We start from the raw sequence: 14,386 nt of genomic DNA on the forward strand, positions 1-14,386 counted from the left end.
AGTTCCCAGAGCCCGCCAGGGCAAACCTGTCCGGTCAGGTCAGCGTCGCCCGGCCAGCAGTACCTCGCTGAGATGCGTGGTGGTCTGAACCCCGTCGTCGTAATCGCCCTGGTCGCCGAGGGCATTCATGATCGCCAGCGTGTAGCGCTGCTGCGGTCCGGCGAAACCTACGCTGTTGACCACCCAGCCGCCCTGTTCGAGTGACCAGCCGTCTTTGTTGCCGGGTTTCATCGCCGCGCCGGCGCCCCAGACGCCCCACTGCTGGTTCGCGTCGACGTGCTGGAGCGCATCGACGATGTCTGCCGTCTCGGCCGGGGTCAGGCTGGTCAGCGTGTAGGTCATCAACCGATCCAGATCCTCGGGTGTGGCCTTCTGGAAGCCCCAGTACGGGAACGTCCTGCTGAACCCGCGCTGCGGTTGCAGCCCGGTCAGCCCGTACGCGGGGAAGTCGGCGTTGAACGCCTGGTGATCGGCGCCGCTGTACCGCGACCACAGGGTGTCGGCCGCATCGTCGTCAGAGGAGTGCAGCATGGCCGCCATCAGCGCCCGGTCCGAATCGGTCAGCGTGACGGTGCCGGCCCGTTGCCTGGTCAGCAGGTCGACCACCATGGCCAGCTTGATCGTGGACGCCGTCCACACCTGTTCGCCGGCGTGTGCATTTCGGTAGACCGCGCCGGTGGTGCGGTCACGCAGGACGTACCCGACCGTGCCCGGGCGGGTCGCCAAGTAGGCGTCGGCAGCGGCCAGGCGCTCCGAAAAGTCGCAGTCCGATCCGGTCAGACAGGCGGCACTCGCCGACGGGACAGTGGTGCCGGCGCCCAACGCGGCCAATACGCAGGCAAAGGACAGGAGGCGGCGCATAGGAGTAGCTTCGCAGGGTGGATCCGCTGGCCGGCACGGGGCTGTGAACTACGAGTGGGAACAGTTGGGGGCGGGTGTGTGGCGCACGCGCCTGCCCTTCCTGGACGTGACCGTCGGTCTGGTCAGTGGCAGCACCGATGCTTTGTTGATCGATGCCGGTACGACTTTGGCCGAGGCACGCGGCATCGAGGCCGATGTCGCGGTGCTCACAGGTCATCGGGTCAGGCATATCGTCCTGACGCACAACCATTTTGACCACGTCCTCGGTTGCTCCTGGTTCAAGGATGCCGACATCTGTGGTGCACCAGAAGTTGCCGCTGCCATGACAAATGGCCGGCCGCTTTTGCGCGAGGACGCGGTCCGCTACGGCGCCGACCCCGACGACGTCGACCGGGCCATCGCGGCAATGCCGGAGTCCGTGCATGAGGTGACCGGTGGAGAGATCGATCTCGGTGGCCGGACCGTGAGCATCTGCCGCCCCGGTGCCGGCCACACCAACCACGATCTGATCGTCACGGTGCCGGACAGGCATACGGTCGTGTTCTGTGGTGACCTCGTCGAACAGTCCGGCGACCCGGTCATCGACGCCGACTCCGACCTCGAATCCTGGCCGGTCACCCTGGAGGCGGTGCTGGCCGCGGGCGGGGAGGACGGAATTTACGTTCCCGGCCACGGCGCCGTCGTCGACGCGCATTTCATCCGGCTCCAGCAGCGTTGGCTGGGTGCCCGGCGGCCTTCGTGATCCCCGCCGTCCAAATTAGTTAGCCCATATGCGACGATTCGCCGATGACCGAGGTTGACGCCCATTTCGTGCAGTCCGAGCAGGACCGGTTCCAGCCGACCCGCTTTGCCCAGAGCCACTGGGGTCAGGATCATCTCAACGGCCCGGCGCTCGTCGGCCTGGCCGCCCGGGCATTGGAGTCAGCCTTCGGCCTGCCCGAATTTCTGCCGGCTCGGTTGACGGTCGACCTGTTCAAGGCCGCCCGTGGGCTGCCGACGACGACGAAGGTGGCGCTGCTCCGCGACGGCAGGCGTGTCCGCAACTCCGAGTGCGAACTGGTCCAGGACGGCGTCACCGTCGCGCGGGCGACGTTGGTTCAATACCGGTTGAGTGAACCGCCGCGTGGTGAGGAATGGATCTCGCCGGCCGGCTTCGAACCGCCCGCCGTGCTCGACGGAGATCGGACGACATACATGGGCAGCGATGCCGGCGGTTGGAGTCGCGCCATCGCCGACCATCAGAACGCGTCGCGTAAGCGATTCATGAACCGCACCATCACCGTGGTGCAGGGCCACCCGAATTCGCCCTTTGTGCGGGCGGCGATGGCGGCCGAGGGCACCAGCCTGGTCACCAACCTGGGAACCGCCGGCGTCGGCTACATCAACGGTGACCTCACGGTCGCGCTGTCGCGGCTCCCGCGAGACGAGTGGATCGGCGTGGAGGCGGACTCGCATCGGGCCGCCGACGGCATCGCGGTCGGCGCCTCGACGTTGTACGACAGTGCCGGGTCGTTCGGCACCGGCCTCGTCACCGCGATCAGCAACCCGGCGGCTCAGATCGATTTCAACAACGACCCGTTCCCGGATCGCACCGCACCGAGGTGACCGCCTGACCGGCACCGAGGTCTCCAGCCCGGCCGCAGCGGCAATAGAGCAGACATGGCCGGGCTGGATGACGGGTTCGAACGTGCGCTGTTGCAGGAGCTCTTGCTGGCCTATGGCCCGTGCGGTCAGGAGGACCAGGTGCGCGAGGTCTGCCGCCGGGAGCTGGAACACCTCGTCGACGAACTTTCGACCGATGCCGCAGGCAACCTCGTCGCCTTGATCAAGGGGGCGAAGCCGGGCGCCGCAACCACCCGGATACTGGCCCATCTCGATGAACTGTCCATGCTCGTCAAGCGGATCGAGCCGGACGGCACACTGCGGCTGACCCCGCTGGGCACGATGTACCCGGCCAATTTCGGTCTGGGCCCCGTCGCGATTCTGGGCGACGACGAAACCCTGTGCGGGGTCCTCGCATTGGGCTCGGAGCACACGACACAGGAAACCCAGCACGTCTGGCAGACCAAGCCCGACCAGGGCGACAAGGCACTGGATTGGCCGGATGTCTACGTATTCACCGGCATGGAGCCCGACCAGCTGGCCAAGACGGGTATCGGACCGGGCACCCGGGTGTGTATCGACCGCAGCAAGCGTGAGCTCATCGAGGTGGGTGACTACTTCGGCTGCTATTTCATGGACGACCGTGCCGCGGTACTCGCCCTGATCCTGCTGGCCCGACGGCTGAATGACACCGGTCGGCGTCCGGCCGGCGACCTGTACCTGGTGTTCACGACGAACGAAGAGGTCGGCGGGGTAGGCGCGGCCCACGCCTGCCGGACCGTGCCCGGGGATCTCACGCTCGCGGTGGAAGTCGGCCCGACCGAAGCGGAGTACGGCACCACGGTCACCGGCGGGCCGATCGTGGCGTACAGCGACGCGCAGTGCGTATACGACAAGGGTGTCGCCGATCGCCTGTGTGCGATCGCACGGGATCTCGGATATTCGCCGCAGGCGGCGGTGCTCGGCGCCTTCGAGTCCGATGCGTCACACACAAAAGCCTCAGGGCTGTCGCCCCAGGCGGGACTGCTGTGTCTGCCGACCTTGAGTACGCATGGCTACGAGGTGATTTCCCGTACCGCCATCACGGCGGTGACAGATGTATTGGTCGAGGTCGTCGTCGATGGGTGAACTCACCGAAACACCACCCATCGCATGGCGGTGTACATGAACACCGCCTCACATCCTCCGGCGACGACCCGGGCCAGGTGGTACTCGACCCCCACGGCTGCCAGCCCGCTGGAGACGCCCAGGATGAATGCCAGGTAGTTGACCACGACTACGACCACGTACACCGTCAGCTGGGGACCGACCGCCGCGTGCGAGCGGAAGTTCAGAGTCCGGTTCAGGTAGTAGGCCAGGCCGAAAGCCGCGGCGTATCCGACCGTCACCGCGACCGGGAGCGACGCCCGGAACCCACCGTGCAGGAATGTCAGGATCATCAGGTCGACCCCGAAGGTGAAGGTGTTGATCAACGCGAAACCGAGGAATGTCGGAGCCACAAGAGAATTCAGTGGTGCGGGCAGGGCCCGCACCACCGCGACGCACATCTGGTGGAATCGCTCGGCCGGCGTAACCCGGCGCGGTTCGCTCCGCACATGGACACGGTGGCATCGGAAGGTGTCAGGACCGTGAGCAACGGGCGAACTTCACCGTCACTCCGAGATCGCCACGCCCTCATAGCTGGTCAGCATCTCGGTATTCGGCAACGCCATCTGCAGGTAAAGGTCGATGTGGCGGATCTTGTCGTCGGCGGTGAACTCGTACACCGAGATCGAGTTGACCACTGACTCGAAGTCGCCAATCTTGGTGCGTTCCTCGAGTTCGAGGAACACGACGCCGTCGACTTCGCTGACGCGCTTGAACAAGCCGTCCCACTCCGAAGCGGCGGCCCAGTTCGTCATGAAGTCGATGTACTGCTCCCAGTTCATGACCTCCTTGAAATTGCCGACGCGTTCAAACTCGTCGACGGCGACCAAGTCGGCCAGCGGGGCCCACCCTTCGGTCCCGAAGCCGGGTTGTTTGGCGGCGCCCACCAGTTGCTTGGTGGTGACCGCATACTGCACCACGGTGCGGCATCGACCGGTGTAGTCGTCGACAACTTCGCTGACATCTTTCAACGGTGGAATTCCTGTTCTGTGGTCGGATGGGCGATGGGACGCGTCAGGAGCCGGCTGCTGCCAGATATTTGTCGACGACCGAATGGAAGTGGGCGATGACGACTTCTTCCTTGACCAACGCCATGTGCTGCAGGGCGGTGTTGCGCAACCCGATCTGCTGACGTGGCATCTGCTCGTAATCCTGTTGCAGCGCTTCGAAATACTTGTAGCTGCCCGCCTCGTCGACGACGATCGGTTCCGCGGTGAAGGCGGCTTTCATCTCGTCCGGCAGCCACATATAGCTGGCCACATGCCAGATGCAGCGGTTGGGATCACCGTCCGGGTGCGGCAGCGACATGATGATCGTGGCTTCGCCGGCCCGGATGGTCATGAAGAGATTGGGGAACCACACCCAGCCGTGGTTGTCGCTCATCTGGGCGTCGGTCAGCTCGCTGACGTCAAGTCCCATGCCGGTCAGGGTGTCTCGCGTTGCCCGCTGCAGCAGCAGGCGGGCGGTGATGCCGTCGGGGAAGTTCAACGAGCCATCGTCGGCGCGGTACTCGGCGACAAGTTCCTGGAACCGGGGGAGCACCGCCACCGTCGACGGGAAGGTCTCGGGCAGATCCATGATGCCGTCGACCTGCTGCTCCGGGGTGGCTCCGACGACATCGAACGGTGCCATCGACACGCTGTGCTGCTCGAAGAACCGGTACCGGCTCGTGGCGGGGTCGATGTTGATCACCCGCAGCAACTGCGGGTGGATGCCGTCGATGTGGTAGCCCTCCTGGAAGGCATCGAGGACGACTTTCCAGTTGCAGTCGATGGCCTCGGTCACGTCCATCACCGTCACCATCTCGTCGAGGTGATACGGCGCCAGCATCGTCGCGACCTCCTCGCCGATGAAGTCCGCCAGAGGTCCGGCATTCGGATCAGGGTTGAGGAAGATGAACCCGGCGAAGGTTCCCACCGAGACCTCGATGAGGCCGTGGGTTTCTTTGTCGATCGGCCCGGCCAGCGCCTCCCGCAGCATGCCCTTGAGTCGGCCGTCGAGGTCGTAGGACCACAGGTGGTACTGGCAGAGAAAGCCACGTTTGGCGTTCCCGCGGGCCTCGCGACACAGCACGTTGCCGCGGTGTCGGCAGGCATTGACAAATGCGCGAAGCCTCTCGTCCTTACCCCGCACCACGAGGTAGGACTGATCAAAGATCTGGTACTGCTTCCAATCGCCGGCCTTGGTCAACTCGTCGACCCGGCCGACCACCTGCCACACCTTCTTCCAGATCGAATCACGCTCCTGGGCAACGAATTCCGGCGCGACATAGCGACTGGTGGGAATCTGCATCCGATAGGCATCGGGCGCGATGTCGTCCAGCTTGGTGGCGGTGTCGACCCAATTGCCGGGGCGTGCTGTCTGCACGGGCTGACCTCCTCATTCGATATCGGGGTTGCGAGGCGTGGTTGGAGAACAGAACGTCCTCACCTGTGACTGCGGTCACTACTATACATTGACGTATCTGCAATACAAGTATGAATATCTATGGGACAAGCCGCAGCGATCGTGGAGGTGTTCTGGTGCGGGCTCAGTTGGACGTTCTGGCCAAAAGCGCAGAGCAAGCGGTGATCTGGGCCGGCGGACTCATCTGCGACCGAGCACTCGGGGGTTGGGCGGTCGTCGTCTGGCTACCGGAAACGGTCGGGACGCCGGCATTGAAGATTCTCGGCGCCGAGACCCGTATCGGGGTCCTGGACGCCGAGTTCGCCGACACCGGGACAACGCTGGTCCGGGTCGGCCATTCTCTGAGCTCGGCGGCGGAGCGCCCACGGCACCAGACCTATCGCTGTGTTCCGCCCGTTTCCCACAGCTCGCCGCACGACGGCTCCGGCCGGCAGGTCAGCAGCGACGATGCGCTTCAGCATCGCCTCAGCATGGCCGCCCGTGCCTTCAAAGAGCAGGCACTGAGAGCCTGCGGAAGTCTGGCCTCGGCCGGATTCACCGAGCACTTCCGGCCGGCCGAGCAGCGGTGGTCGCCGCGGCAGGCAGACACCGCCACACCCGCTGGCTAACGTTTGACAGGATGGGGTCATGGCCGAACGCTGGACGAAGCAACGCCGCTTGGAACACACGCGCAACGTCCTGCTGGATGCTGCCGAAGAGGTATTCGCGCGCAAAGGGTTTGACGGCGCCGCACTCGAAGACATCGCCGAAGTCGGGGGATACACCCGGGGTGCCATCTACTCCCACTTCGGCAGCAAGGCCGAACTGTTCCTCGCGGTGATCGAACGGCAGCGCCAACAATTCCTCGACGGATTCGCCGACGTCATCGAAACGTTCCACGCACTCGAGGATCTCGACGCCGACGAACTCGGCGACCGCTGGCGAGATCTGGTGGCCGCCGAGGGGCCTGACCGTGCTGTGCTCGGATCCGAGTACACGCTGTTCCTGCTGCGTAACCCCGAGGCGCGCGAGCGTGTGGCTACGCAACGCGAGGAAACGGTCCGCGCGCTGGCCGACTACATCTCCAAGGGCGCCGCCCGCCTGGGCGGCCATCTGAGCATCCCGGCGCTGGACCTGGCCCGGGTCATCCTGGCCGCAAACGACGGCGTCACGCTCAACAGCCTTGTCGACGACCAGGCGGTCTACCGTCCGTTCCTTCGCATGGTTCTGGCCAATATCGTTGTCCCCAAGGGGAACGACTTGTGAGCACGACCGGACATCCTGCGCGCACCGGCGCGCTGATGGCCATGGCCTCCATGCTCTGTGTACAGATCGGGCTGGCCGTTGCCGTCGGCCTGATCGATGACGTCGGCGCCGAGGGTGCCGCATGGCTTCGACTGGCGTGGGCGGGCGTTCTGATACTCGTCATCGTGCGACCACGCCCCTCGGCGTTCACCCGATCGGCGTTCTGGACCTGCGTCGCACTCGGCGTGGTCACCGCCGGGGTGACGATGCTCTTCATGGCGGCCCTGTCCCGGATCCCGCTCGGCACGGCTAGCGCGCTGGAATTCCTCGGGCCGCTCGGGGTGGCCGTCGCGCACGGAAAGGGCCGCAACCGGATTCTGTGGCCCGGGCTGGCGGCCGCCGGCGTGGTCCTCCTCACCGAGCCGTGGACGGGCGACGTCGACCTCATCGGTGTGCTGTACGCCCTGAGCGCTGCACTGTGCTGGGCCTGTTACATCCTGCTGACGCAACGGGTCGGAGATGAGGTGGCCGGTATCAAGGGACTGGGGGTGTCGATGCCGGTGGCCGGCCTGGTCGGCACCGCGGTGGTGGGGCCGTCGGTATTTCCCCAGCTGACTCCGCAGCTGCTGCTGATCGGTGTGGGGCTGGCGATCCTGCTGCCGGTGGTTCCGTTCGCCCTCGAGATGTCGGCGTTGCGGTATCTGAGCACGGCGGCGTTCGGGACGCTGATGGCGTTGGAGCCCGCCTTCGCGATGCTGGTCGGTTTTGTCCTGCTCCATCAGACTCCGGCCGCGGCGGCGGTGATCGGTATCTGTCTGGTCGTGGCGGCGGGAATCGGGGCAGCTCGCACGGGTGCGCGCGCCACACCAGTCCCTGCCGAGATCGGTTGATCCGGCTACGCTGGCGCCAATGGCACGTGGTGGAGTCTTCAATTCCCCGGTCTCGCGGTGGTTCAATGCGGCAGCGGTGGGCCTGACCCGGGTTCCGGTGCTCGGCAGATGGATCGGTCACGGTGTGGTGGTGATCGGTTACACCGGGCGGCGGTCGGGCCGGTGGTTCGAAACCCCGGTGTCGGTGAAGCGGGACGGCGATCAGGTGACCATCCATGTGATGGCACCGGACAGCAAGAACTGGTGGCGCAACTTCCTCGGCGAGGGGGGACCGCTGACCTTGCGGAACCTGGACGGCAGGGACCGCACAGGGCACGCGGTCGCCCACCGTGACGGCCGGGGCAAGGTGGCCGTCACGGTGCAGCTCGACGCTTCCTGATCAGGAGACGTCGATCCGCTTGCGCCGATACAGCGTTCCCGCCACGAGCAGCAGCAGGCTGATCACCAGGATGGCCGTGGCCAGCACGTTGATCTGCGGCGGCACCGCAGCCTTGACCGCCGCATTGACGTACAGCGGATATGTGACGGTGGAGCCGCTGACGAAGTAGGTGATGATGAAGTCGTCGAGCGAGAGTGCGAACGACAGCATCGCCGCGGCGACGATGCCCGGAACTATCAGCGGCAGAGTCACTCTGAAGAACGTTCTGGTTGGGCTGGCGCCGAGGTCCATCGACGCGTCCTCGAGTGTCCAGTCGAATCCGCGAACTCTGGCCCGCACCGTCATGGCGATGAAGCTGACCTCGAATGCGACGTGGGCGACGAGGATCGTGGTGTAGCCCGCAGCCCAGCCGAGGTCGAGGAACAGGGTCAGCAGGGAGGCGCCCATCACGACCTCGGGCGCGGTGAGCGGGAGCACCAGGAACGTATCGACTGCTTTGTGGCCGCGGAAGCGTTGGCGTACAAGGGCGATGGCGACCAGGGTGCCGAGCACCAGCGCGATGGCGGTGGATACCGCTGCGACGTTCAAGCTCAGCTTGAGGGCGTCGGTCAGCGCCGGGTACTTGAACGGGTGCGCCCAGTTGTCGAGCGTGAACCCCTGCCAGGTGTAGTTGAACTTGCCTGCCGGCCTGTTGAACGAGAACAACACGATCACGAAGATCGGCAGGAACAGGTACAGCAGCACCAGGCCGGCGACGATTCGCAGTGCCCAGTCACCCCATCGTGGTGAGCCTTTGACGACTTTCGGTTCAGCCGGACTGGTGGCGTCGGCCATCGCGGTCAACGTCATACGAGATCCTCCGTACCGAGCGCCCGCGTGTAAAGCAGCACTCCGACCAGGATGATCGCCATGAGCACCATGCTGAGTGCGGCTGCCGCCGGATAGTCCTTGACCACCAGGAACTGCTTCTGGATCACGTTGCCGATCATGGTGGTTTGCGTGCTACCGAGGTAGTCCGCATTGATGAAATCGCCCGCCGCGGGGATGAACACCAGCATGCTTCCGGCCAGTACCCCCGGCATCGACAGCGGCAGAATCACTTTCGTGAAGCTGCGAGTGTTCGACGAGTACAGGTCCTTGGAGGCCTCGATGAGGCGGGGATCGATCTTCTCCAGGCTCACGTACAGCGGCAGGATCATGAAGATGATCCAGTTGTAGGTCAGGCCGCCGATCACAGCCCAACTCGTCGACAACAGCCGCCCCTCGCTGGGGAGCAGTCCGATGGACCCGAGCGCGCTCACCACTACACCGTCGTCGGCGAGAATCGTCTTCCAGGCGATCGTGCGGATCAGGAAGGTGACGAAGAACGGCAGAATCACCAAGCCGAGGATCAGGTTCTTGTATCGGCCGGCCTTGAAGGCGATGACGTAGGCCAGCGGGAAGGCCAGCAGCGCGCACAGCAGGGTCGCCACCAAGGCATAGCCGAACGTCCGAAGAATCTGGTCCTGATACTCGCTGAACGCATGTGCGTAATTGCCGAAGTTCCAGTCGAATTCCAGTGTCGGCAGGTACACCGAACCGCCGGATGTCGACAACGAGGTGCGTGCCAGTGAGATGAACGGCACCACGAAGAAGATCCCGAGGTACACCAACGCCGGCAGGATCATCAGGTACGGGGCGATTTTGCTCCGCTGCCGGCTACTGGTGGCCACGCCTGCCATCGGCGTCAGCCTCCGGTCACTGCGGCGTACAGACTGTTGAACTCCTGAGTCTGTTCGTCGGTGAGCGCCGGCCACGACTTGAGCTTGGCCTGGACGTCGGCGGGCGGGTTGATCAGCGGGTTGCTCGCCAGCTTGGGGTCGATCTTGGCGAGCTCGTCGGTCATGTCGGACAGCACCGGCACGAACTGGGTGAACGCAATGAGTTTGGCGTAGTTCGCCCGGTCGTAGACGTAGTCGATCCAGGCCTCGGCCGCCTTCTCGTTCTGCGAGGTGTAGGGAATCACCATGGTGTCGATGAACCAGTCGCCGCCAGACTCCGGCACGATGAACTGCAGGTCCGGGTTGTCGGCCTGCAACTGCACGACGTCACCCGAATATGCCTGGGCTACAGCGATATTTCCGGCTGCCAGATCGTCGGCGTAGTCGTTGCCGGTGAACCGCCGGATCTGCCCCTTGTCCTTCTGCTCGCGGATGAAATCGACCGCCTTGGTGATGGATTCGGTGGTCGGATCCTCGACGGAGTTGCCTTGCCACTGCATGATCATGCCGAGCCCATCCTGGGTGTCGGACAACAAACTGACCCGGCCCTTGAAGGCCGGATCCCACAGGTCGTCGATCTTGGTGATGTCGCGTCCGGTAGCGGCCTTGTTGTAGGCCAGGCCCACCATGCCGGTCATGTACGGTGCGGTGTACTTGCGGCCCGGATCGGCCTTCGAGTTGAGCAGGTCTTCGCGGAGATTCTTCTTGTTGGGGACGCGGGAGTTCCGAATCTCGTTGAGCCACTTGAGTCCTGCCAGCCGGACTGCCATGAACTCGGTGGGCACCACGAGGTCGGCCCCGATGTCCTGCTTGCGGGACAACGGTTCCTTGACCTTGGCGAACCACTGCTCGTTGTCGTTGAAATCCTCTTTGTAATCCACGGTCAGGCCGGTCTTGGTCTGGAACGCTGCGACGAATCCGTCGGCCATGTACAGCGGCCAGTTCGAGATGCGCACGTTGCCGGTGGCCGGCGAGCCATCGTCGGGGGCGGCCGAAGATGTTCCGGCGGAGCCACCCTCACCACCTGTCCCGCATGCGGCCAGCACGGCGGGGCCCAGCGCGAATGCGGCGGCGGCCGCAGCGCCACCACCGAGGAAGCGACGCCGCGAGGTGCGGTTCGCGGTCAGTCGGGCGAGCAGGCGGGGGTCGATATTTTCAGGCATGGGCGGCCTTTCGGTGAATTCGGACGCTTTTGGTCACGGGCAGGGGCGGCGGGTGGAGAGTGCCTACGTATCGTCGAGCATCTCTTCGAGATCTTCGGTGGTCGGGATATCCGCGGCCGGAAGCACCCGCGACGCGTCAGGCGACCAACCCACGTGGACCTGATCGCCGGGACGCAGCAGGGGCAGTTCCTGCTCGGGGCCGACGTGGGCGATGATCGTCGAATCATCAGGCGCCGCAAGGGAAAGCCTGAGCACCGGACCCTGGAAGGTCAGGTCTTTGACGGTGGCGGGAACGGTGGCCACCTCCCCGGTGGGCACATCCATCGAGACGCGGACCCGTTCCGGGCGGATCATCAGGGTGGCCTGCCCACCGGGCTCGATGGTGGTATCGCCGGGCTTGGCCTTGAGCGTGGTGCCGAGTACCTCCACCTCGACGAAGTCGCGGTTGGAGCGTCCGGTCTGCCGGCCCGCCCACAGGTTGGCCTGTCCGATGAAGCTGGCGACGAAAACGGTTGCCGGGCGGTCATATATCTCGGTTGGGCTGCCGATCTGCTCCACGTTTCCGTTGTTCATCACCGCGATCCGGTCGCTCATCGTGAGCGCCTCTTCCTGATCGTGGGTGACGTAGATGAACGTGATGCCGACCTCGCGCTGGATCCGCTTGAGTTCGAACTGCATTGCGTGTCGCAGCTTGAGATCAAGGGCGCCGAGCGGCTCATCGAGCAGGAGCGCGCTCGGGTAGTTGACCAGGGCGCGGGCCAGGGCCACGCGCTGTTGCTGACCGCCTGAGAGCTGGCCGGGCTTGCGCTTGGCGAAGTCGGTGAGCCGAACGATTTCCAGCAGCTCGTCGACGCTGCGTTTGATCTCGGTCTTGTCCTTCTTCATGCTGCGCGGCCCGTAGGCGACGTTGTCCCACACCGTCATGTGCGGAAACAGCGCATAGTGCTGGAAGACGGTGTTGACGTTGCGCTTGTGCGGTGGCACACGGGATACGTCGACGCCCTCCAGCCGGATCGCACCCTCGGTCGGGCTTTCGAATCCGGCGATCATGCGCAGCGTGGTGGTCTTCCCGCAGCCCGAGGGGCCGAGCATCGAGAAGAACTCACCCGAGGCGATCGAGAAGTCAGCCTCGGCCACGGCTACGTAGTCGCCGAACCGTTTCGTGACGTGGTCGATCTCTATGACTGGCGCGCCGGTGCGTGGCGAGCCGTCGTGACCCGTCGACGTGTCGACGGCGGTGATTTCTGGGCCGGTCAGCGGAATCCTCCTCCAGTACAGCCGCGGAAGCTGTCGGTAAACAATCGCCGATTGTTCCGACCTTCGCAACCGTTTCCGCAATGAATTAACAATTTTTCAATGGAATCCTTCGTCTGAAGCGCCTCGACAGCGTGATTCCATGGCGTGGCGGCTCAACGGCCACGGCGATTCTGGTCGGTCGACGATCGGGAGGGCAGCGACTGGCTGGCCTCAAGTTTCGCAGCTCAGTGGTTTGTCGCGACGCGAAAACCGGCGACGAGACGGATCAGCCCCACTCGTGGTTCATCGCGCGGGACTCAGAGAGGGTGTGCACGGAGTCGCCGTGACGGTCAGGTGCGCGGGACACCGCGATGAGAGCCATCGCCAACGCGGCGGTGACTGCACCGGCAACGAAGATCGTCACGAAACTGCCTTCCGAGGGCACCGCCCGGTGCCCGAGCAGCACGGCCACGACCGCCGCCGCCACGGAACTACCGATGGTTCGTGCAATCGCATTCATGCTCGTGGCGATGCCGGTCTCGCTGTTGTCCACCTCGCTGACCACCAGTGCCGGCAACGCGCCGTATCCGAGGCTGATGTAAGCGTTGGCCAGCACACCGGCCAGGACGACCTGCCAGGCCCGGTCATGTGCGACGGCGAGCATGACGAATCCGGCGATACCCGCGACAGCGGCCACCACCAGCACCCGACGCGCTCCGTACCGGTCGATGTACCGGCCACTGACCAGTGCCACGAGGAAACCGGTGAGCGCGCCGGGGAGAAGGAAGTAGACGCTCGCCTGCAGCACGCCGGCCCCGAATCCGTAGCCTGCGGCCTCACGCGACATCTGCACGAACTGGGTCAGGCCGAGGAACGCGAAGTACAGACCCATACCGACCAGGATGGTGGCCAGGTTGGTGAGCAGGACGGGTCGGCGGGCCAGCATCGTGGTCGAGACCAGCGGATCGGCGGCTCGTCGTTCCCACCACCACCAGCCGGCCAGCACGCCGGCACCGCCGAGCAGAAAACCGATCGTGCCCGGATGGCTCCATCCCCACGCGTTGCCCTGGGTGATCGCCAAGAGCACCGACGACAGACCGATCGCCAGACCGGCGGCGCCCAGCCAGTCGATCGCGCCACCGGCTTCGGGCCGGCGGTTCGGCACGACCAAGACCGCCACCACGATGACGACCGCGGTGAATGCGGTGGTGAGCCAGAAGACGCGGTGATATCCGGCGTCACCGGACATCAGGAGCCCGGTGACGACGAGGCCGACGCCGCCGCCGAAGCCCAGCGTTCCGGACAGCACCGACATCGCGCCGACCAGTCGATCCTCGGCGAGTTCTTCCCGCAGGATCGCGATGCTGATCGGGTAGAGCGCGTAGGAGGCGCCCTGCAGGATGCGCGCCGCGACCAGTAGCGGTACCGACGCGGTGACTGCAGCCAGCACCGATCCCGTCAGCACGACCACCAGTACACCCAGCAGGACCCGCTTCTTGCTGTAGAGGTCGGCGAGCCGCCCGATCAGCGGAGTCGAGGCCGCCGCCGCCAGCAGGTTGGCGGTGACGGCCCAGCTGACCGCAACCGAGGAGGTGTTCAGCTGATGGGCGATGATGCCCAGGATCGGGACCACCGCGGTCTGCAGGACGGCGACGGTGAGGGCGACCAGACTGAGGCCGGCAATCAGGACACCGGGGCGGCGCGACATGCCGATCACCG

The 14,386-nt window shown here is 65.1% G+C and carries 16 protein-coding genes; 7 read left to right on the top strand and 9 right to left on the bottom strand.

The features are described 5' to 3' along the window. Nucleotides 1-39: 39 nt before the first annotated feature. A complete protein-coding gene (locus tag AC4ELH_RS03910; RefSeq protein ID WP_463793400.1) occupies nt 40-861 on the bottom strand; it encodes a serine hydrolase in 822 nt (273 codons plus the stop codon). A 43-nt stretch (nt 862-904) separates the two neighbouring features. On the opposite strand from AC4ELH_RS03910, the gene AC4ELH_RS03915 reads away from it, so the two are divergent. Genes AC4ELH_RS03915 through AC4ELH_RS03925 form a run of 3 tightly spaced genes read left to right on the top strand, consistent with a single transcriptional unit; the run spans nt 905 to nt 3,591 of the window. Continuing rightward, nucleotides 905-1,603, top strand: coding sequence for an MBL fold metallo-hydrolase (locus tag AC4ELH_RS03915; RefSeq protein ID WP_498883280.1), 699 nt, complete (start codon nt 905-907; stop codon nt 1,601-1,603). 44 nt (nt 1,604-1,647) lie between these two features. Continuing rightward, nucleotides 1,648-2,466: an acyl-CoA thioesterase domain-containing protein gene (locus AC4ELH_RS03920; RefSeq protein WP_498883281.1), complete on the top strand. Its 819-nt coding sequence runs from the start codon at nt 1,648-1,650 to the stop codon at nt 2,464-2,466. A gap of 54 nt (nt 2,467-2,520) precedes the next feature. Next, nucleotides 2,521-3,591 (top strand): M20/M25/M40 family metallo-hydrolase, encoded by a 1,071-nt coding sequence (locus tag AC4ELH_RS03925; RefSeq protein WP_498883282.1) that lies wholly within the window; start codon nt 2,521-2,523, stop codon nt 3,589-3,591. 2 nt (nt 3,592-3,593) lie between these two features. Here the strand turns inward: AC4ELH_RS03925 and AC4ELH_RS03930 are convergent, their stop codons facing one another. From AC4ELH_RS03930 to AC4ELH_RS03940, 3 genes are all read right to left on the bottom strand, one after another. Continuing rightward, nucleotides 3,594-4,010, bottom strand: a complete 417-nt coding sequence (locus tag AC4ELH_RS03930) for a GtrA family protein (protein WP_498883330.1) — start codon at nt 4,008-4,010, stop codon at nt 3,594-3,596. Nucleotides 4,011-4,115: 105 nt separating this feature from the next. Beyond that, nucleotides 4,116-4,589 carry a hypothetical protein gene (locus tag AC4ELH_RS03935; RefSeq protein WP_498883331.1) on the bottom strand — a complete coding sequence of 158 codons (474 nt, stop codon included), beginning with the start codon at nt 4,587-4,589 and terminating at the stop codon, nt 4,116-4,118. Between the two features lie 34 nt (nt 4,590-4,623). After that, a complete protein-coding gene (locus AC4ELH_RS03940) occupies nt 4,624-5,976 on the bottom strand; it encodes an aromatic ring-hydroxylating oxygenase subunit alpha (protein ID WP_498883283.1) in 1,353 nt (450 codons plus the stop codon). A gap of 155 nt (nt 5,977-6,131) precedes the next feature. Between AC4ELH_RS03940 and AC4ELH_RS03945 the strand changes: the two genes are divergently transcribed. The 4 genes from AC4ELH_RS03945 to AC4ELH_RS03960 are packed head-to-tail and all read left to right on the top strand — an operon-like array spanning nt 6,132 to nt 8,508. Beyond that, on the top strand, nt 6,132-6,623 hold the full coding sequence (locus AC4ELH_RS03945) for a hypothetical protein (protein WP_064958685.1): 492 nt from the start codon (nt 6,132-6,134) through the stop codon (nt 6,621-6,623). A 19-nt stretch (nt 6,624-6,642) separates the two neighbouring features. Further along, nucleotides 6,643-7,260: a TetR/AcrR family transcriptional regulator gene (locus tag AC4ELH_RS03950; protein ID WP_135360146.1), complete on the top strand. Its 618-nt coding sequence runs from the start codon at nt 6,643-6,645 to the stop codon at nt 7,258-7,260. A gap of 35 nt (nt 7,261-7,295) precedes the next feature. Next, nucleotides 7,296-8,129, top strand: a complete 834-nt coding sequence (locus AC4ELH_RS03955; RefSeq protein ID WP_498883332.1) for an EamA family transporter — start codon at nt 7,296-7,298, stop codon at nt 8,127-8,129. Nucleotides 8,130-8,148: 19 nt separating this feature from the next. After that, a complete protein-coding gene (locus AC4ELH_RS03960; protein WP_135360147.1) occupies nt 8,149-8,508 on the top strand; it encodes a PNPOx family protein in 360 nt (119 codons plus the stop codon). Here the strand turns inward: AC4ELH_RS03960 and AC4ELH_RS03965 are convergent, their stop codons facing one another. The 5 genes from AC4ELH_RS03965 to AC4ELH_RS03985 form a co-directional block, all read right to left on the bottom strand. After that, nucleotides 8,509-9,357, bottom strand: coding sequence for an ABC transporter permease (locus tag AC4ELH_RS03965; RefSeq protein WP_065147269.1), 849 nt, complete (start codon nt 9,355-9,357; stop codon nt 8,509-8,511). It lies immediately after the preceding gene. Further along, nucleotides 9,354-10,229, bottom strand: a complete 876-nt coding sequence (locus tag AC4ELH_RS03970; protein ID WP_003885200.1) for an ABC transporter permease — start codon at nt 10,227-10,229, stop codon at nt 9,354-9,356. The genes AC4ELH_RS03965 and AC4ELH_RS03970 overlap by 4 nt, the downstream gene beginning before the upstream one ends. A gap of 5 nt (nt 10,230-10,234) precedes the next feature. Next, a complete protein-coding gene (locus AC4ELH_RS03975) occupies nt 10,235-11,431 on the bottom strand; it encodes a polyamine ABC transporter substrate-binding protein (protein WP_498883284.1) in 1,197 nt (398 codons plus the stop codon). A gap of 63 nt (nt 11,432-11,494) precedes the next feature. After that, a complete protein-coding gene (locus AC4ELH_RS03980; protein ID WP_498883285.1) occupies nt 11,495-12,568 on the bottom strand; it encodes an ABC transporter ATP-binding protein in 1,074 nt (357 codons plus the stop codon). Between the two features lie 385 nt (nt 12,569-12,953). Next, nucleotides 12,954-14,375, bottom strand: a complete 1,422-nt coding sequence (locus AC4ELH_RS03985) for an MFS transporter (protein ID WP_498883333.1) — start codon at nt 14,373-14,375, stop codon at nt 12,954-12,956. Nucleotides 14,376-14,386 lie beyond the last annotated feature (11 nt).

Source organism: Mycobacterium shunyiense, assembly GCF_058270075.1.

What these genes read in the sequence shown, in the direction of transcription:
- AC4ELH_RS03910 (WP_463793400.1), bottom strand. Translation starts at nt 861, where the DNA reads ATGCGCCGCCTCCTGTCCTTTGCCTGCGTATTGGCCGCGTTGGGCGCC.
- AC4ELH_RS03920 (WP_498883281.1), top strand. Translation starts at nt 1,648, where the DNA reads ATGACCGAGGTTGACGCCCATTTCGTGCAGTCCGAGCAGGACCGGTTC.
- AC4ELH_RS03925 (WP_498883282.1), top strand. Translation starts at nt 2,521, where the DNA reads ATGGCCGGGCTGGATGACGGGTTCGAACGTGCGCTGTTGCAGGAGCTC.
- AC4ELH_RS03930 (WP_498883330.1), bottom strand. Translation starts at nt 4,010, where the DNA reads ATGTGCGTCGCGGTGGTGCGGGCCCTGCCCGCACCACTGAATTCTCTT.
- AC4ELH_RS03950 (WP_135360146.1), top strand. Translation starts at nt 6,643, where the DNA reads ATGGCCGAACGCTGGACGAAGCAACGCCGCTTGGAACACACGCGCAAC.
- AC4ELH_RS03955 (WP_498883332.1), top strand. Translation starts at nt 7,296, where the DNA reads ATGGCCATGGCCTCCATGCTCTGTGTACAGATCGGGCTGGCCGTTGCC.
- AC4ELH_RS03960 (WP_135360147.1), top strand. Translation starts at nt 8,149, where the DNA reads ATGGCACGTGGTGGAGTCTTCAATTCCCCGGTCTCGCGGTGGTTCAAT.
- AC4ELH_RS03965 (WP_065147269.1), bottom strand. Translation starts at nt 9,357, where the DNA reads ATGACGTTGACCGCGATGGCCGACGCCACCAGTCCGGCTGAACCGAAA.
- AC4ELH_RS03970 (WP_003885200.1), bottom strand. Translation starts at nt 10,229, where the DNA reads ATGGCAGGCGTGGCCACCAGTAGCCGGCAGCGGAGCAAAATCGCCCCG.
- AC4ELH_RS03975 (WP_498883284.1), bottom strand. Translation starts at nt 11,431, where the DNA reads ATGCCTGAAAATATCGACCCCCGCCTGCTCGCCCGACTGACCGCGAAC.
- AC4ELH_RS03985 (WP_498883333.1), bottom strand. Translation starts at nt 14,375, where the DNA reads ATGTCGCGCCGCCCCGGTGTCCTGATTGCCGGCCTCAGTCTGGTCGCC.